This is a genomic window from Ruegeria sp. AH12 (assembly GCF_056541465.1).
Window position 1 is genome coordinate 1 of sequence record NZ_JBQFYL010000016.1, and the last position, 17,211, is coordinate 17,211.

Below are 17,211 nucleotides of genomic sequence, written 5' to 3' on the forward strand. Positions count from 1 at the left end.
GGCCCGCAGGGCCTGCACCCACGATCACCACGTCATATTCCATCGCTTCGCGTTCAATATCGGCCATCGCGGGCTCCTTAGCTAACTTTCCGAATTGGCGCTTTTCTCGTGCAGTCGGCGCAATTTTGTTTCACGGCTGATTACATGGTCGGAAAGACCTTGGTCAATCAAAACACGGCGTAACATTACTGCAATGCGGCAGTTAAGCCTCTGGCGAGTCGCCCATCAGGTATCTGGGACCGCTCCCATTTGATTTGGCGCGATCATCTGGATTGTACAGAGCACATTTCGGCAGGCTTAAGCACCCGCAGCCGATGCAGCCATCCAGATTGTCGCGTAGCCGTACCAATGTATCGATTCGCTGATCTAAATGCGCCCGCAGCGTTACACTGATATCCTTCCAATCTTGCGGTGTCGGGGTGCGGTTGCCCGGAAGGCCCGACAGGACCTCGCGGATTTCCGGCAGGGTCAAGCCGAACTGCTGTGCGATCATCACAAAGCTCAGCCGTCGGATATCGGCCCGTTGATAGCGTCTTTGCCCGCCCGCGTTGCGCCACGGCGAAATCAGACCCTGCGCTTCATAGTACCGGATGGCCGACACAGCCAAACCAGTGCGCCGGGCCAGTGCGCCGATTGCCAGCCCTTCAGATGCAGCCATTGGACCCTCGCAAAAATACCTTGACCTAAAGTTAGGTTTAGAAATTAAGGTGAGTCGTGACAAGTCTCAATTCGCAAAGGAGATCCCATGATGGCGACGCTTGAACACACCAATTTTACTGTCCGCGACCCGCAGGCCTCGGCAGCGTGGATGCAAAAGGTCTTTGGCTGGAAAACCCGCTGGGAAGGTCCCGCGATGGCCGGCGGCTACACCGTGCACGTGGGCACCAAGCACACCTATCTTGCGCTCTACAAGCCCGATAGTCCCAAGTCATCAAAAGAGAGCAGCTACGACATCGTCGGTGGCCTGAACCATGTTGGCGTTCTGGTCGAAGATATCGACGCCACCGAAGCCAAAGTGCGCGACGCCGGTTTCACTCCCCATAACCATGCAGATTACGAACCAGGCAAAAGGTTCTATTTCGACGATGACAACGGCATAGAATTCGAAGTGGTCCAATATGATTGAGATGCTGTGGCTCTGCACCCATTCGCGCCGCTGGCGCCGGGACAAGCCCCCGGATCACCGTCACAGGCGCGCGCCCGGCCCACCCCAACGGCGCTAAGCCGCGAATTGAACGCAGGCTGCCCCTTGGCCTCTTGCAATTCACGCCCCATTTAGGTCAGGTACTGAACGACCCATCATTCGCCCCGACGCTTTCCCTGCGGCGGGGCGGCTCAATTTATGCGTGGACCACAAGACTATGGAAAAGATTCCAATGACGCCTGCGGGCAATGCCGCGCTGGCAGCGGAGCTAAAAAACCTCAAATCCGTCGAGCGCCCGGCGATCATCGAAGCGATCGCATCGGCGCGAGAACTGGGTGATTTGAAGGAGAACGCCGAATACCACTCGGCCCGCGAAAAGCAGGGCTTTATCGAAGGCCGCATCAAGGAACTGGAAGGCATCCTGTCGCTGGCTGACGTGATCGATCCCGCTAAACTGTCGGGCGCGATCAAATTCGGCGCAAAGGTCACATTGGTCGATGAGGATACCGACGAGGAAAAGACCTGGCAGATCGTCGGAGAGTATGAGGCCAATATCGAAAACGGCCTGCTGAACATCAAATCACCCATGGCCCGCGCCCTGATCGGCAAGGATGAAGGCGACAGCGTCGAAGTGCGTACACCCGGCGGTGTGCGATCCTATGAAGTTCTGAGCATCGAATACGCCTGACCGGAGCATCTGACATGTCGGGGAACGAACCTGACCGGGAAACCGAACGGCCTACCTCGCTGGGGATCTATGATCGCCCGGACCAGACGCCTGTAACCTCGATCGAAATCGCCGCCGCTGTGCTGAGTGTCGTCTGGCTGGTGATATCGGTCGTGTTTCTTGTGCTGCCCGATCAGGCCGAGGGTAGTGGGATCATCGTGACCTTTCTTGCGGTGTTTATGCCGGTGGCGATGATCTGGGTGGCCGCTACGGCCATGCGTGCCAGCCGTGTCATGCGCGAGGAAAGCGCCCGATTGCAGACTGCCATAGATGCGATCCGCCAGGCCTATGTGGTGCAGCAGCAGCGCGCCGCCAGCTCTTACGAACCGACGGTGAGCAAAAAGCTGGACGAGATCGCCGCAGCAACCAAAAAGGCCGAGGATGCCCTGGCCACATTCTCGACCAAACGCCGCGAGCCTGTTCAGACCCTTCAGCCAGCCCCGGTTGCCGGAGATCAAACCTCGCTGGCACTGGGCACAACAGCCGAAGAGATCACGCCACCACTGACAACCGATATCTTCATCCGCGCCCTGAATTTTCCCGAAACAGATAAAGATACCGAAGGCTTCAATGCGCTGCGGATGGCATTGAAGGACCGAAAGGTCGCCAAGCTGGTTCAAGCCTCGCAGGATGTGCTGACCCTGCTCAGCCAGGAAGGCATCTATATGGATGATCTACGCCCCGACATGGCACGGCCTGAGATCTGGCGGCAATTCGCTCAAGGTGCTCGTGGGCGTGCCGTGGCGGCTTTGGGTGGAATTCGGGATCGATCGTCACTGGCGCTGACGGCGGCGCGGATGAAGCAAGACCCAATTTTCCGGGATGCGGCGCATCATTTCCTGCGACGGTTCGACAACATGATTGTTGAATTTGAACCTGACGCCAGCGATGCCGAACTGACTGCGCTGGGTGACACCAGAACGGCGCGCGCCTTTATGCTGGTGGGACGTGTTGCCGGGACGTTCGATTAGACGGGTGTAACGGCCCAACTCATCTTGGTTGCACTGCTGAACCCAAACACATACCCGAATGGCCCCGTCTCTTCATAACCTACCGGTTTGAATCCTTCGCGTTCATACAAAGCCTGCGCGCGCGGGTTTGTATCGATCACATCCAATTGCACTTCGGTCATGCCACGGCTGCGCGCCTCATCCTTGATCGCGCTCAGCAATGTCGTCCCGACGCCCTTCCCGCGCGCCTCAGCTGCGACAAAGATACCATCCATTTGGAACACACCGGGTTTCAGGTCTCGCTCCAACACGCTCAGCACCGTGCCGCGCCACAGTGCCCCGAACCATCCATAGACCCGCGCAAGGTCAGACAGGCTGCCTCCGGCCAGACCACCCTCGTTGGTCTTGAAACCGGCAAGCCCCAGTATTTGTCCGGACGAGTCGCGTGCAACAAATGCGAAATTGGGATTAAGAGCCTGCTCGAAAAAGGCCAAACCCCGTTCTTCCGGGCCCATCACTTTGTGTAATTTCGCTGCGAAGGCCTGCCAGAACAGTGCAGCAGCCATCGGCCGTTCATCTGGACTAAACCCTTTCGAGACGGTGACACTCATAGCCCGAAACTGCCGTAAGGAATGAACCGTACCGGATCGCCCGGTTGAATATGCCGGGCACCATCGTCGATTTCGACCAGCCCCTCGGCCCAGCTCAGCCCGCTGATCCGGCCTGACCCTTCCGAATGAAACACCTCGGCCTTGCCATCGCGCAGACGCGCGCGCAGATATTCACGGCGACCGGGTTTCTTGCGCTTCTCGAAGGCGGAAGGCACTTCAAACCCTTGTGGTTCAACCCATCCTTCGCCCGACATCAAGCACAGGGCAGGTCGTGCGAAGATCAGGGTACACACCATGGCCGCCACAGGATTGCCGGGCAGACCAAAAACAGGCGTATCGGACCACATGCCCAGCGCCAAAGGCCGCCCGGGTTTCAGCGCAATCCGCCACTCCTGCATCGCACCCGCGTCACGCAAAAGGGCAGACACATGATCCTCATCCCCTGCCGAGGCCCCTCCGCTGGTCAGGATGACATCCGCCTGCGCGGCGGCCTCGTCCAGCCGTTTGCGCAGCACATCCCGGTCGTCCTCGACCCGTCCCATATCAACAGGCACAAATCCCATCCGCGCGATCAGAGACAGTAACATCGGACGATTGGCATCGAAGATTTGCCCGGCACCCGCCGTATCGCCCGGCTCAACCAGTTCATCCCCGGTCGACAGAACCGCCACGCGCAGGGCTTGGCGAACCGGCACCTCAGCGATACCGACAGCCGATAACAAAGCCATATCCGCGGGCGTTAGCCTGCGCCCGGCTGCAAGGGCTGTGTCACCCTCCACCACATCCTCACCCGCGCGGCGCGTGTTTGCACCTTTTTTCAACGGCCCTCGGAACGCGATGTGACCATCCTTCAGCGTCACATCCTCTTCAAGGATCACCGTATCCACGCCCTTGGGCAGGGTCGCCCCGGTCAGGATGCGCAGCGCATGGCCGGGCGGAACCTGGCCATCAAATGGAATGCCCGCCGCTGCACGACCTTCAGTCAAAGGCATCACCTGTGCACCATCTGCGGCAGGGCCTGCAAAGCCATAGCCATCAACCGCCGTGTTGGGTTGCGGCGGGTTCGAGCGTTTTGCCACCACATCCTCGGCCAGAACACGACCCACAGACTGCAACAGCGGAACAGTTTCGATCCCGGTCACCGGATGCAACCTGTCCCTCAGCAGCGCCAAGGCCTCATCCACCGGCGTCCAGTTCACACCCGCAGGCAAGGCAAAACAATCGTTTCGCAATGGCGGCGGCGCTATGTTCGGTTTGTCCTGTGGTACACCCAAAATCCACCCCTCCTCGGGGGCTGAAACATCCAACTGTTCTGTCAATTCCTGATCGGTAAGCCGGGACAAAGTCAAGGCGACCTGTTCCACTTGCCAGGCATCTTTGATCCGGTCCGGCGGGGCAGAGCCCAGGTTGAGTGAGGGCCAGATCTCGACAAACGCGACTGGTTTATCCAGCGGCTGAAACGGCCAGACTGCGACCTTGCCATCGAAGGCATGCCGCAATCGGTTGAGCACCGGCAGGCCCATCATCAACTGCCCCCCGACAGACCCGGCCCCGGCCATTTGCCAACAGGTAAAACTGCCTTTCGCCTGCATTTCGACTGCGCGGCGGTCTGGAAACGGATTGTGGTAGTCCTGTTTCGTGCGCGGTAGCCCGTCGATATCGCGACGCAGCGCATTCATCCAGAATGGGCCCTTGCCACCAAACCGGCTATTGATCAGCCCCGCCAGATCGAACCGGTTATTGGCGTTCGGTGAATCCTCGACTTGTGTCTCCAGCCAATCCCACAACGCCAACGGATCATTGTGGCCTGTCATGGCTTCGGCAAAGCCTTTAGGGTAGCCAAACGGGAAATCGAACCCCAACAACAGACGTCGACCCGCCGCCAGTTCGGTCTCGATCAGGTCCCGCAGCCAGGTTTCAGCCACCACACGATTGCGCAGATAGTCAAGCGCCCGCACTTTGCCATCACGCACAACGCAGGCCCAGATGGCATCTTTGCGCGGGGTCGGCCCGGTATCGTTACCACCTGACCAATCCACCATCGCAAAGCTGTCAAACAGGCTCACAAACCGACCTCGGCCAGAATGAAATCCGCAATCGCCACCGTGTCGTTCAAGTCAAAGACAGGACGATCCAGCGTCAGCGGCGTATCACTGGCAATTGCACGGATCGTGGGGTCGCCGTCAGCAATCAAATGATTGCCGGGCTCGGCCCGAAACGCTTCGATTTTGGGGTGAGGTTCACGCTTATACCCTTCGATCAGCACCAGATCGACCGGTGACAGGCGGGCCAGCAAATCCTTTAGCGCGGGTTCCGGGGCACCCCGCAATTCCTGCATCAACGCCACCCGCTGCCCCGAGGCCAGCAGAACCTCACGGGCACCCGCCATTCGGTGGCGATGGCTGTCCCGCCCTGGCTGATCAACATCAAAAGAATGATGCGCGTGTTTGATGGTCGAGACCGAGAAACCCCGCCCTGTGAGCTCGGCCACCAACCGCTCCATCAACCCGGTTTTGCCCGCGTTTTTCCAGCCAGTGACGCCGTAGACCTTCATGCCTGATCCAACAGCTTTTCGGCCAACGCCAGATCATCCGGCGTGTTGACGTTGAAAAAAGGATCGAACGGCTCAGCCGGGAACAGTGTTTCGCGCCCGTCATGCTGATCGGTCCACAGCACCACTTTGCGCAGCCCGTCGTTCAGCGCAGCCCGCAGATCATCACGCAGCGCAACGGGCCAGAGGCCAAAGGTCGGATGCCGATTGATCCGCTTGCTGCCACCTGATTTCAACGCCTCATCCCCGGTGCGCGGAGTGGTCGCCAGAACCAGCGGATGGGTCTGACCTTCGGCTGCAACAGTCAGGCGCGCGACCAGATCACTTGGCAGGAACGGCGTATCCGCCGCAGCCGTAACGATACGGTCCGCCCCTCGCTCCGCCGCCCAGTCAAGCCCCGCCAAAACACCCGCCAAAGGACCCGCGAACCCTTCTATTGTATCCGGTATGACGGGCAGGTTGATGTTTGCAAACCGTTCTGGATCACCATTGGCGTTCAGAGCCAGACCACTCACCTGTGGGGACAGACGGTCGATCACGTGGTTCAATAGGCTCTGCCCGCCAATCTGCAAGAGGCCCTTGTCACCGCCGCCCATTCGGGTCGCTAGTCCGCCTGCGAGGATGATGCCGAGGGGTTTTATCATGCCGGCAACCCTTCCAGCGTCGGCCATTTTGGTGTTCGTAAAAATAAAACGACAGCAACCAAAATCAGAAGGCCAGCCAACCAGACAGACCAAGCGCTTGCGATCAGAAACACCGAGATGAACATGGCCACAGTGTTTAACCGGTATCGCCGCGTCGCAGCTAAGGCCGGTCTATTGAGACCTTTCAATGCAGGAAGTCCCCAAAACATAATACGCCGACGCGTCGACTTTCGCCGTGACGAGCTAACGGCCGCACGAGAGGCTGCGATCAAATCGGTCAGAGCGCTCCATCCAAGCTGATCCAGTACTTCGTCGGGATAGGTCGCCAGCGCCATATCCATCGCGAGTTCATCCGCATATTGGAATCTCATGGAATAGAGCGCTGTAACACAGAGAACCGGTAGGACCAGCAACTCTTCGAGCCCTGTGAGCATTTCAATCATCCGCACTCTTCCGTCTATGCTTCTTATCCTCAACGGCGACACTCGCCGGATCAACATCCCGCAGCAACCGATCCTCGCCCGACAAACAAACAAACCGCTGACCTCGCATCCGGCCAATCAGGGTCAATCCAACCTCGCGGGCGATTTCGACACCCCAGGCGGTGAAACCGGACCGAGAGGCCAGAACCGGAATGCCCATCATCGCGGTTTTGATCACCATCTCGGATGTCAGGCGGCCTGTGGTGTAGAGGATCTTGTCATCGGCTGCCTCACCCTCGGACAGCATCCAGCCTGCGATCTTGTCGACCGCGTTGTGGCGGCCCACGTCCTCCATATATACAAGCGGTCGGTTCTGGCGGCACAAGACCGTACCGTGGATCGCGCCCGCCTCAAGGTACAAAGACGGTGTGCGATTGATCTTGGCGGCCAGATCATAAAGCCACGAGGTGCGCACTGAGGCCTGCGGCAAACGCACGTCCTCCAACCCCTCCATCATGTCACCAAAGACGGTGCCCACAGCGCAGCCGCTGGTGCGGGTCTTTTTCTTCAGCTTCTCCTCATACGAGGTCTCGCGCTGCGTCCGCACCACAACCGTTTCCAGATCATCATCATATTCGACACGCGTGATCTGGTCATCCACCAGCAACATCCCCTGATTGCGCAGAAAGCCCAGCGCCAGGTATTCCGGGTAGTCACCGATCGTCATCGCCGTCACGATTTCCTGTGAATTCAGAAAAATCGTCAGCGGGCGTTCTTCCACCACCGAGATCTGGCTGACCTCACCATTCTGGTCCACACCTTCGACGGCACGGGTCAACCGGGGCGCTCCCGGATCAGGCGCGATGATGTAGTCCGAGGCATTCGGTTTCGTGGCCAATTGCAACCCTCTCTCAAGACCGCTACTGCTGCTGCGATCACCATAGGATTTCGCCATGGCAGACGCCACATCCAAGTCATACTTCTGGAAGGGTTTTCGCGACGGGACGCCGTTCATATTTGTCGCCATCCCGTTCGGTACCTTGTTCGGTGTCTTTGCGACCGAGGCCGGGTTGAGCATCGTACAGGTGGTTGCCTTTTCCGCCACGGTCTTCGCCGGCGCGGCGCAATTCACTGCCTTGCAGCTGATGCAGGAAAACGCACCAACGGTGATCGTGCTGGCCTCGGCCTTGGCGGTGAACCTGCGGGTGGCGATGTATTCGGCGTCACTGACACCGTTTCTGGGCGCGGCCCCGATGTGGCAAAGGGCTTTCGCGGCCTATCTGACGGTCGACCAATCCTATGCCTGCAGCATCGTGCAATTCGAAAAAGAACCGAAGATGACGCTGCCGCAGAGGATGGCGTATTTCTTTGGATCGGTCACACCGATCACGCCGCTTTGGATATTGGCTACATATCTGGGTGCCGTACTGGGTGCGCGTATTCCTGAAAGCTGGGCGTTGGATTTTGCCCTTCCGATCACCTTTCTGGCCATGATCGGGCCGATGATGCGCACTTTGCCCCATGTGATCGCAGCCTTTGTCGCAATCATCGTCGCCCTCCTGACCGTTTCTGTCCCGTTCAACCTGGGCCTTTTGATCGCAGGAACGGCAGGAATGATCGCGGGTGCGCAGTCCGAAGTGATGCTGGAGCGGAGGAAGACATGACCCAGATCGATCCTGTCACCATGTGGACTGTTATCGTCGGCCTGGCGATTGGCAGTTTTGCCCTTCGATTTACCTTTATCGGTCTGGTCGGAGACCGCCCGATGCCGCCATGGCTGCTGCGCCATCTGCGTTATACGGCTGTGGCGATCCTACCTGCGTTGATCGCGCCGCTGGTTGTCTGGCCCGCGGCCACCGAATGGCAGCCCGATATTGCACGTATGGCAGCGGCAACAATGGCACTGGGCGTTGGGGTGCTTAGCAAAAACGTCCTCGCCGCGATCTTTTCAGGAGCGGCGACGCTTTACGGTCTGCTCTATCTACTCGGCTAGGGCCGCGTCCAACTGATTGAGACGCGCATTGTTCGCCGCCAGACCTTTTTGCAGATCGGCATCATCGTTTTCGCGATAGTCTTCAGTCACTACACCGGGCAATTGACCAAATTGATCCGAGAGTTTCACAGGATAGAAGGTCACGTCGATCTGCTCGAATCCGGGCACCTGTTGCAGCAATCGCGCTGTTGAGTTCGCACAGAACGCACCCGCGACCGGACCGCTCTGTTTAGCCAGTTGCAAGGCAATTTCCGCCTGCTGGGGTGAGACCTGAATGGTTTGAACACGCGCATAATGCGACTCGCGGGCATGCGAGCTGCGATAGGCCTGCTCGACTGCCGGGGTAATGCCATAGAGAACATCGTCCCGGACCGGCACAACATCGGCCCGGAAAGACCCCGCTGGATCAAAGATCACCCGTTCACTGCCACCGATCATCAGCGACGTATGCGCCCCGGACCCGGTGCGCGTGTTGATCATTGTATAGAGCGTCAGCGTTGACGGCCCCGGATCACGGTAAGACCGGGATACGATCTCTGACGGATCAGCTTGAGGGCGCTGCGAGCCTGCGCAGCCTGCAACGGTTGCTGCCAGTAGGCAGGCAATCAAAATCCGGAACACGGGGCAGTCCTCGCTACGCGTTACGCTGCGAAAACCGCCAGGAATAGGCAAAGGAAGGCGATAGCAATCACACACCATGTGGTGGCTTTGATAAAGCCGTTGAAGGTTTTGGTTTGAACGGTGATGTCCATTTCGCCGTGCTTGTGGTCAGCCATGAGTCTCAGAATCCCAATTCGCGTGTTTTCCTGTTGGATAATCGAAAAGGCAGGGGCTGTCACGACGTCATTCGCGCGCAGGGGTGCGATCTCCAAAAACAGAACACCCCGGATACCCAAACCCCCAGCGCCACGGCAGCCCGCTGCAAGGTCCGCCGCCGAACCGAACGGCACCATACATTGCATCTGCCGTCAGCGCATGAACGTTGCGCACTTGATCCGGCGTCATGTCATAACGCTGGGCATAATCCTCGGCATGTGTGTCCCCATGATCCTTAACGCAGGCGCGCAGGGTCTGATCTGCAGACAGGCGTGCGTCGTAGCTGTCCTCGGGCAGCAAGGCTGCGCCCGCATTGTGATAGGCCCTGTCGTGGATCACGCAGCATTCCTCCCACGGAGGGTGGGCCTCATATAGGTCGCCGATCTGCGGGAACGTGTCAGCTACCCAGCGCCAGCTGGTCGACAGGCCACCTGAACAGCCATCTGTTTCAAACGGTGTCAAAGGCACAGTGCCCCGTTGCGCAATCAAAGCGCGATGTGCAGGCATCTCGACGCTGCGCATCAAATCCTGAGCCGCCGCAGCACCGGATAGGCAGACCAGCAGCACCGCTAACTTACGGGCTTGCATCGCGCATCGCCTGCGTGTCGACCTGCATACCAAAGGTGGTGGCGAGCCACAGCAGAAGGCGTTCAGCTGGGCCCATCTCGGCCCGGATCCGTAGAACCTCGCGTGCTATTGCCGGTCGGTCGGTGATCAAACCGTCAACGCCCATTGAGGCCATGGCAGACATTTGCAGCGGATCGTTCACCGTCCAGACATAGATATCCTTACCCACGTCGTGCACCGAGCGGATCAGTCCCGGAGAGACTGACGCGGCATTCACCGCGACAAAATCACCCTCAAGCCCCGATAAATCTCCCACGGCGGTCGCGGCCAGAACGCCCGCGCGCCAATCCGGGCGCAGGGTCTTCATCTTTTGCACCGCAGGGTATTTCAAAGACATCGTTGCGATCTGATCCTGCATCCCGAACTCTTCGACCAGAGTGATTACCCGGTTTTCCAGATCGATATCGTGGCCATAGTATTTCAATTCGATGATAACCTTGGTTTTGCCCTCGGCGGCCTCCAGAACCTGGCGCAGCGTGGGGGTGCGCTGGTCCGCGAATTCGGCGCCAAACCAACTGCCGATATCGATCTCTGCCACGTCCTCCATCGTGGCATCCCAGACCTTCAGATCGACCTGCGCCAGTTTCATGAAGTCACTGTCATGGGCCACAATGACCTCATTATCCGCGGTTTCCTGCACATCGATCTCAACCCAATCCGCACCGTCCTCGATCGCCTTTAGAACCGAGGCCATAGTGTTTTCGGGCCGCAACGCTGCCGCGCCACGATGACCGATCACCTCGGCCCGATCCGGTGCCTGCACCCGTTCCAGCAGGCGATGGCCAAACCAGCTGCCGACCAGCAGCGCAATCACCGAAAGGCCCACGGCGCCGATCAGCGACAGGCGCAGACGACGCGGTTCGGGATGCGGGATATCCGCGACCTGAGGCTCAAAGAACCCGTCCAACAGCAACGCAAGCGCGCCCAGCGCCGTTGCCGCTAAAACCAACCCCGACAATGACCAAAGCCCCGCGATCACAAGGCTATAGATCAGCGCCAACCGCAGATGATCGCTGCCTTGCAATGGAACCAGCGCAAACAGTAACCCGGCAATCGCCGCAATCACCGCTGCGATCACCAGGCGCAGGCCAAGCCATGCGACCAAAGACAACTTCAACCGTCCTTGCCGCCCCTCCATCCGTATCGCGCTGACCCCAAACACATGCGCAGGGTGGACATTTTCGAACAGCACAAGATGCAGCGACAGCGCCCATGCCGACAATCTGCGGATCAGAACCCAAGCCATCACCAGTGCAAGCGCGCCGATCAGCAGAACAGCAATCCAGAAGGCGGGCGGGTGGAAGGTCAGGTAGTAGTTGATGTCGTATTCCGTCAGCGCCCACCACGCGATCAGGCCCGAGATGGCCAGAAAGGGCAGCGCCAGAATCAGAACGCGCAGAATAAAACGCCAAGCAAACCCAAAAAGGGCTGGCAGGCGTGACACCACCAGCCGGATGGCGGAACTGCCCGCCCGCCAAGGGTTGGGTTCATCCATGCGGAGCGAGCCTGCCATGACCGCGAAGACAAAAACCTCGGCCATCAGAAACAGGCTCAGCACGACCAGGGCCGCGGTGAACCCTGCGGGTGATAGGATGAAGGTGGCGATATCCTGATCCGTCAACGCCGACTGATCAGACAGAGAAACTGCCAGATTGATCGCTGCGGCCATAGCCGGCGCAATGAGTGCGATCAGCAGCAGGCGCACTGCAATGTAGATGGGAACAAAGGTCTGCCGCCGGGCCCAGGCCCCAGAATAGGCCCGAACTATGACTGAGACATAAGACACGCCGTGACCTCCTGAATGATGGGATCATTCAAGGCCGCGTAGCCGTGAATTGCAAGTCAGCTTTCTTCCAGATCGGCGGCCAGCCGGAACCCGATGCGATTGGCTGGTTTGTCTTCGACCGATTTCGGCAAGGCGCGCAACATCACATTCAGTTGGCTGACATGCTGCACCAGCTGGGTACGGCCCCCGGCCCCGTCCGAGCCGTAGAAGGTGATGATATCAGGGTCAAAATAGCCCATCCCTTCGATCCGCAGCACACCCGCGTCGCCGCCAGTGAAACCCATTGCGACCTCGTGATCGCCGTCCAGTGTCTTTTCGAAATTCTGGATGTACAGGATCAAACGTTCATAAGCCCATTGCGCCGGGCTTTTGGTTTCAACCGGTTTCTGCAAAGGTTCCGGCAGAGGCTTCGACCCAGACTCAGCTTCGGAATTGGCGTGCACCTCATAGCAGCGCGGCAGTGCCGCTGCTTCGGCTGCCTCGGCTGAGGTCTCGATCTCGTCCTGCATTCTTTACCCTTTGCGTTGGTAGACCCAGGCTCCATCTGCACGGCGCGTCCGGGTGACGGACCCAATGTGGTAAAGATGGTTCATATGTGCAACCGCTTCGACCAGCGCGAGGCCATATTCGCCCTCACGAATGGTCCGTTTGAACAGCGGTGCAAAGCAATCCGCCGCAGCTTTGGGTGTGTCCAGATTATCCAGCAGGCGCTTCAGCGCACCATGATGGTTATCGATCAGCTGCCGCATACGCAGGGGCAAACCGGTAAAGGGCAGCTTATGCCCCCCCAGAACCAGATGATCGGCCCGCGCAAGCCCTTCCAGCCGTTCGCACGCCTCTAACCAGCCTGAGACCGGGTCGGCCATGGGTTCGGTTGCATAGACACCCAGGTTTGGGCTGATCGAGCTGAGGATCTGATCGCCGCTTAGCACCAGGTTGTCGTCCCGGCTCCAGAGTGTGACATGTTCCGGCGCGTGGCCGTTGCCCATGTGCACATCCCAATCGCGCCCACCCGCGTGCAGTACATCGCCCTGTTTCACCCGCGTGAACCCCAATGGCATGGGATACACCGTGTCGGCAAAGTTGAAGGGCCGGTCAGCCTTGCGTTTGTTTAGAACCTCGGCAGACATGCCTGCGCTCTGGTAGAAGTCCAGCGTTTCCTGGGGCCAGCTTTCCTGAACATCCAATGTAAGCATACGCGCAAACAACCAGGCGGTGCGACTGGTCAGAAGTTCTGCGCCATGTTCAGACTGAAACCATCCCACATTCCCGACATGATCAGGATGATGATGGGTGGCCAGCACGCGGCGGACGGGTTTGCCCGCAAGCGGACCGGACATCAGCTGCTGCCAGATCGCGCGTGTTTTCCCGGATGAAATCCCAGTATCCACAAGGGTCCAGCCATCCCCATCGTCCAGCGCGTAGGCATTGACGTGATCCAGCGCCATGGGCAACGGCAGCCGCATCCACAGGACACCTTCGGCAATTTCAATCGCCTCACCAGGTGCGGGCGGGTCGGGCCAGGGATATTCGATCATCGACACCGCCATTCAGCTCTTAAGCCGCCAGATCATCTGCACTGAGCGCGAACAGGTCCTCGGCCCCGTTTTGCGCCTGCGCCAACAGACCGGAATACTGCGGCAGCAACCCATTAATGTAGAACCGCGCCAGCTTGCCCCGCGCCCCTTGCGGATCGGCCAATGCTGCCTTGAGGTGGTAATGCCCACCCAGAACACGGGCAAAGGCATGCAGATAGGCATGCGCCCCGGCAAACCGGTTGTTCATATCCCCTTGGCTGACCATCCATTCGGTTGCTTCACGCAAGGACTCGGTTGCTTCCCAGACTGGACCGGCAAGATCAGGCAACGTGGCACGGGCCTGTTCGGCATGGTCTTCGATCTCATCCAGCAGGCGCGATGCGGCTTCGCCCCCATCCATCATCTTGCGGGCGACAAGATCCATGGCCTGAATGCCATTTGTACCCTCATAAATCGCCGCCACGCGGACATCGCGGTAGTATTGAGCCGCCCCAGTTTCTTCGATCACGCCCATTCCGCCATGTACCTGAACACCTGTTTCCGAGACGCGCATCCCGGTCTGTGATCCAAAGGCTTTGCAAATAGGGGTCAACAGCGCGGCACGCGCGGCCCAATCGGCATCCTGAGTGGCCTGCGCCATATCGATTGCCACTGCATTCGCCAGCATAATCGCACGCGCGGCGAAGGTGTCGGCGCGCATCTCGGCCAGCATCCGGCGTACATCAGCATGGTCAATGATAGTGCCCGAGGGCGTTTTGCCCTGTTTGCGATCCATCGCATAGGCCAGCGCGTGTTGATAGGCAGCCTCGGCCACGCCCACGCCCTGACCGCCTACGCCCAGACGCGCGTTGTTCATCATTGTGAACATGGCCGCCATACCGCCATGCTCTTTGCCCACAAGCCAACCGGTCGCCCCGTCATACTGCATCACACAGGTCGGCGAGCCGTGCAGGCCAAGCTTGTGTTCAAGCGAGACGACCTTCAGATCATTGGCAACGCCCGGATTGCCCTCGGCATCCGGAATGAACTTGGGCACCAGAAACAGCGATATCCCTTTGGTACCGGGAACCCCATCCGGCAGACGCGCCAAAACCAAATGGCAGACGTTCCCCGCAAAGTCGTTGTCACCCCATGAGATATAAATTTTCTGCCCCGTGATTGCGTATGTGCCGTCCCCGTTGGGTTCAGCTTTCGAGGTCAACGCGCCAACATCGGACCCAGCCTGCGGTTCGGTCAGGTTCATTGTGCCAGACCATTCACCTGCCATCATCTTGGGCAGGTACAATGCTTTGAGATCGTCACTGGCATGATGCTCCAACGCCTCGATCTGTCCTTGTGTCATCAGCGGGGCCAATTGCAGTGACAGGCAGGCTGCACTCATCATCTCGTTCACTGCGGTGGTAACGGTCATCGGCAGGCCCATGCCGCCATATTCCGGATCGCCACTGATGCCAATCCAACCGCCCTCGGCAATCGCGTTCCAGCCCTCGGCATAACCGGGCGAGCTGCGCAGAACACCGTTTTCCAAACGAGCGGGCGTCAGATCACCGGGTCGTTGAAGCGGGGCCAGAACCTCTTCGCACATCTTGCCTGCCTCAGACAGGATCGCGCTGACCACATCCGAGCTGGCATCCGCAAAGCGATCTGTCGCGGCGATCTGATCGAAGCCCACAACGTTTTGGAACAGGAACTGATAATCTGAAAGCGGCGCGCGGTATGGCATTGTTCCCCTCAGGAGCTGTCTGATCGGCTGTTTGCAGGCGGGCTTGGATTTCCGACACTGCACCGGTATGCATCAAGGCTTGGAAGCATTACCTAACGTTCCCTATGTTCCGAGCAACCGAAACGCGGCGTCACCAGACATGATCCCAACGACTCTCGATCTGACAGCGGACCCAGACGGCATCGCACGGGCCGCAGACCTTTTGCGGCAGGGCTTGCTGGTCGCCTTTGCAACCGAAACCGTCTATGGCCTCGGTGGCGACGCCCGGAACGGCGAGGCAGTCGCTGAGATCTATGAGGCCAAGGGACGACCCAGCTTTAACCCGCTGATCGCCCATGTCGCCTCGGTCGAGGCAGCCCGACGATTTGTCGACTGGTCAGACCATGCAGAAACGCTTGCCAATGCGTTCTGGCCCGGACCGATGACACTGGTTCTGCCCTTGCGTGATGGTCACGGTATCTCTCCGCTGGTCACTGCAGGGTTGGAAACACTGGCTGTCCGCGTCCCCGCCCACCAAACCGCCCGGGACCTGCTGGCTGCCTTTGACGGCCCGGTGGCAGCCCCATCCGCCAATCCATCCGGCCAGATCAGCCCGACTACCGCTGACCATGTCCGCGCAGGGCTTGGCGGCCGGATTTCTGCCATTCTGGATGACGGTCCCTGTGGTGTCGGGCTGGAATCGACCATTGTTGGATTGGCCGGGGAGCCCACTCTATTGCGCCCGGGCGGTATCGCGCTTGAGAATATCGAAGCCGCCCTCAACACACGCCTGCACATGCACCAAGCCGGGGGCCACTTGACCGCACCGGGACAACTGCAATCCCACTACGCCCCGGACGCGCCCGTCCGCCTGAACGCTCAGTCGAAGCAGGGCGAGGAGGTTTTACTTGGCTTTGGTCCGGTCGATTGCGACCTGAACCTTTCTGAGAGTGGAAACCTGATCGAAGCCGCCGCCAATTTGTTCGCCGCATTGCACAGCTTGAATGAAACGGGCCGACCGATTGCTGTATCCCCGATACCCGATCACGAGCTTGGGGCTGCTATCAATGACCGCCTGCGCCGTGCTGCGGCGCCGCGCGATAGCTGATTACGCACGCCCGGCGCTGGCCGACAGGGTCAGTGGATCAACACCCAGCGTGGCCAGCGCGGCCTCCCACTTATCATCATCGGGGACATCGAACACCAGTTTCGCGCTCGCCTCAGCTGTCAGCCAGCCATTCATGGCAATCTCATCCTCCAGCTGTCCGGGACCCCAACCTGCGTATCCGAGCGTGACCATTGAATTCAGTGGGCCCCGGCCAGAGGCCAAATCCTCAAGCACATCGAGCGTTGCGGTCATGCTGAAAGACTCCGAGATTTGCAGCGAGTGCAGATTGGCATCGTAGTCGGCGCTGTGCAGGACAAAGCCGCGCGACATCTCGACCGGGCCGCCAAAATGCACCAACCGTTCCCCCACCACCGGAATACGACAGGCTATGTTCAGTTGCCCTAGCAAGGCTTTGATCCGCAGGTCTGAGGGTTTGTTCACGATCAAGCCCATCGCGCCGTCATCACCATGACTGCACATATAAACAACCGAATGGTCGAAGCGCGGATCACCCATGCCGGGCATCGCAATCAACAGTTTTCCGGTCAGGTCCATGGGGCGGGGTCTCTTTCAAATGGCACCTCAACAATGA

21 protein-coding genes are annotated in these 17,211 nt (G+C 59.1%); 6 read left to right on the forward strand and 15 right to left on the reverse strand.

Annotation, left to right across the window (positions count from 1 at the left end; translation table 11 throughout):
- Nucleotides 1-202: 202 nt before the first annotated feature.
- The gene (soxR, locus tag ACR0EL_RS18020) at nucleotides 203-658 is read right to left on the reverse strand and encodes a redox-sensitive transcriptional activator SoxR (protein WP_353013598.1); all 456 of its coding nucleotides are present in this window, start codon (nucleotides 656-658) and stop codon (nucleotides 203-205) included.
- Nucleotides 659-745: 87 nt separating this feature from the next.
- On the opposite strand from soxR, the gene ACR0EL_RS18025 reads away from it, so the two are divergent.
- From ACR0EL_RS18025 to ACR0EL_RS18035, 3 genes are all read left to right on the forward strand, one after another.
- Nucleotides 746-1,126: a VOC family protein gene (locus tag ACR0EL_RS18025; RefSeq protein WP_480501441.1), complete on the forward strand. Its 381-nt coding sequence runs from the start codon at nucleotides 746-748 to the stop codon at nucleotides 1,124-1,126.
- A 235-nt stretch (nucleotides 1,127-1,361) separates the two neighbouring features.
- Complete coding sequence (gene greA / locus ACR0EL_RS18030; RefSeq protein ID WP_170453169.1) at nucleotides 1,362-1,832, forward strand: transcription elongation factor GreA; 471 nt, start codon at nucleotides 1,362-1,364, stop codon at nucleotides 1,830-1,832.
- A gap of 14 nt (nucleotides 1,833-1,846) precedes the next feature.
- Nucleotides 1,847-2,842 (forward strand): hypothetical protein, encoded by a 996-nt coding sequence (locus tag ACR0EL_RS18035; RefSeq protein WP_480501442.1) that lies wholly within the window; start codon nucleotides 1,847-1,849, stop codon nucleotides 2,840-2,842.
- On the opposite strand, the gene ACR0EL_RS18040 is transcribed toward ACR0EL_RS18035, so the two are convergent.
- The 6 genes from ACR0EL_RS18040 to ACR0EL_RS18065 are packed head-to-tail and all read right to left on the reverse strand — an operon-like array spanning nucleotide 2,839 to nucleotide 8,004.
- Entirely contained in the window at nucleotides 2,839-3,387 is a 549-nt protein-coding gene (locus ACR0EL_RS18040) for a GNAT family N-acetyltransferase (RefSeq protein WP_480501443.1), read from the reverse strand. The two genes, ACR0EL_RS18035 and ACR0EL_RS18040, sit on opposite strands and share 4 nt — an antisense overlap.
- Nucleotides 3,388-3,428: 41 nt before the next feature.
- The gene (locus ACR0EL_RS18045; protein WP_480501513.1) at nucleotides 3,429-5,474 is read right to left on the reverse strand and encodes a molybdenum cofactor synthesis domain-containing protein; all 2,046 of its coding nucleotides are present in this window, start codon (nucleotides 5,472-5,474) and stop codon (nucleotides 3,429-3,431) included.
- Nucleotides 5,475-5,494: 20 nt separating this feature from the next.
- Nucleotides 5,495-5,986 (reverse strand): molybdopterin-guanine dinucleotide biosynthesis protein B, encoded by a 492-nt coding sequence (gene mobB / locus ACR0EL_RS18050; RefSeq protein WP_480501444.1) that lies wholly within the window; start codon nucleotides 5,984-5,986, stop codon nucleotides 5,495-5,497.
- On the reverse strand, nucleotides 5,983-6,627 hold the full coding sequence (gene mobA, locus ACR0EL_RS18055) for a molybdenum cofactor guanylyltransferase MobA (protein WP_480501445.1): 645 nt from the start codon (nucleotides 6,625-6,627) through the stop codon (nucleotides 5,983-5,985). Before mobA ends, mobB begins: the two co-directional genes overlap by 4 nt.
- Nucleotides 6,624-7,070, reverse strand: coding sequence for a hypothetical protein (locus tag ACR0EL_RS18060; RefSeq protein ID WP_480501446.1), 447 nt, complete (start codon nucleotides 7,068-7,070; stop codon nucleotides 6,624-6,626). Before ACR0EL_RS18060 ends, mobA begins: the two co-directional genes overlap by 4 nt.
- Nucleotides 7,063-8,004 (reverse strand): formate dehydrogenase accessory sulfurtransferase FdhD, encoded by a 942-nt coding sequence (locus tag ACR0EL_RS18065; protein WP_480501447.1) that lies wholly within the window; start codon nucleotides 8,002-8,004, stop codon nucleotides 7,063-7,065. The genes ACR0EL_RS18060 and ACR0EL_RS18065 overlap by 8 nt, the downstream gene beginning before the upstream one ends.
- Between ACR0EL_RS18065 and ACR0EL_RS18070 the strand changes: the two genes are divergently transcribed.
- On the forward strand, nucleotides 8,003-8,713 hold the full coding sequence (locus ACR0EL_RS18070) for an AzlC family ABC transporter permease (protein WP_353013586.1): 711 nt from the start codon (nucleotides 8,003-8,005) through the stop codon (nucleotides 8,711-8,713). The genes ACR0EL_RS18065 and ACR0EL_RS18070 overlap by 2 nt on opposite strands.
- Nucleotides 8,710-9,042, forward strand: a complete 333-nt coding sequence (locus ACR0EL_RS18075; RefSeq protein ID WP_480501448.1) for an AzlD domain-containing protein — start codon at nucleotides 8,710-8,712, stop codon at nucleotides 9,040-9,042. The genes ACR0EL_RS18070 and ACR0EL_RS18075 overlap by 4 nt, the downstream gene beginning before the upstream one ends.
- Here the strand turns inward: ACR0EL_RS18075 and ACR0EL_RS18080 are convergent.
- From ACR0EL_RS18080 to ACR0EL_RS18110, 7 genes are all read right to left on the reverse strand, one after another.
- Nucleotides 9,031-9,663 carry a hypothetical protein gene (locus ACR0EL_RS18080; protein ID WP_480501449.1) on the reverse strand — a complete coding sequence of 211 codons (633 nt, stop codon included), beginning with the start codon at nucleotides 9,661-9,663 and terminating at the stop codon, nucleotides 9,031-9,033. The two genes, ACR0EL_RS18075 and ACR0EL_RS18080, sit on opposite strands and share 12 nt — an antisense overlap.
- 20 nt (nucleotides 9,664-9,683) lie before the next feature.
- On the reverse strand, nucleotides 9,684-9,818 hold the full coding sequence (locus ACR0EL_RS18085) for an aa3-type cytochrome c oxidase subunit IV (RefSeq protein WP_170535738.1): 135 nt from the start codon (nucleotides 9,816-9,818) through the stop codon (nucleotides 9,684-9,686).
- A 67-nt stretch (nucleotides 9,819-9,885) separates the two neighbouring features.
- Nucleotides 9,886-10,446, reverse strand: a complete 561-nt coding sequence (locus ACR0EL_RS18090) for a hypothetical protein (protein WP_480501450.1) — start codon at nucleotides 10,444-10,446, stop codon at nucleotides 9,886-9,888.
- Nucleotides 10,433-12,271 (reverse strand): glycerophosphodiester phosphodiesterase family protein, encoded by a 1,839-nt coding sequence (locus tag ACR0EL_RS18095; protein WP_480501451.1) that lies wholly within the window; start codon nucleotides 12,269-12,271, stop codon nucleotides 10,433-10,435. The genes ACR0EL_RS18090 and ACR0EL_RS18095 overlap by 14 nt, the downstream gene beginning before the upstream one ends.
- 56 nt (nucleotides 12,272-12,327) lie before the next feature.
- Nucleotides 12,328-12,780 carry a DUF6173 family protein gene (locus ACR0EL_RS18100; RefSeq protein ID WP_353013580.1) on the reverse strand — a complete coding sequence of 151 codons (453 nt, stop codon included), beginning with the start codon at nucleotides 12,778-12,780 and terminating at the stop codon, nucleotides 12,328-12,330.
- Nucleotides 12,781-12,783: 3 nt separating this feature from the next.
- On the reverse strand, nucleotides 12,784-13,809 hold the full coding sequence (locus tag ACR0EL_RS18105) for an MBL fold metallo-hydrolase (protein ID WP_480501452.1): 1,026 nt from the start codon (nucleotides 13,807-13,809) through the stop codon (nucleotides 12,784-12,786).
- Between the two features lie 19 nt (nucleotides 13,810-13,828).
- Complete coding sequence (locus tag ACR0EL_RS18110; RefSeq protein WP_480501453.1) at nucleotides 13,829-15,532, reverse strand: acyl-CoA dehydrogenase; 1,704 nt, start codon at nucleotides 15,530-15,532, stop codon at nucleotides 13,829-13,831.
- A 139-nt stretch (nucleotides 15,533-15,671) separates the two neighbouring features.
- Between ACR0EL_RS18110 and ACR0EL_RS18115 the strand changes: the two genes are divergently transcribed.
- A complete protein-coding gene (locus ACR0EL_RS18115; protein ID WP_480501454.1) occupies nucleotides 15,672-16,619 on the forward strand; it encodes an L-threonylcarbamoyladenylate synthase in 948 nt (315 codons plus the stop codon).
- Here ACR0EL_RS18115 and ACR0EL_RS18120 read toward each other — a convergent pair whose 3' ends face one another.
- Entirely contained in the window at nucleotides 16,620-17,174 is a 555-nt protein-coding gene (locus tag ACR0EL_RS18120; RefSeq protein ID WP_480501455.1) for a YqgE/AlgH family protein, read from the reverse strand.
- Nucleotides 17,175-17,211: the final 37 nt, after the last annotated feature.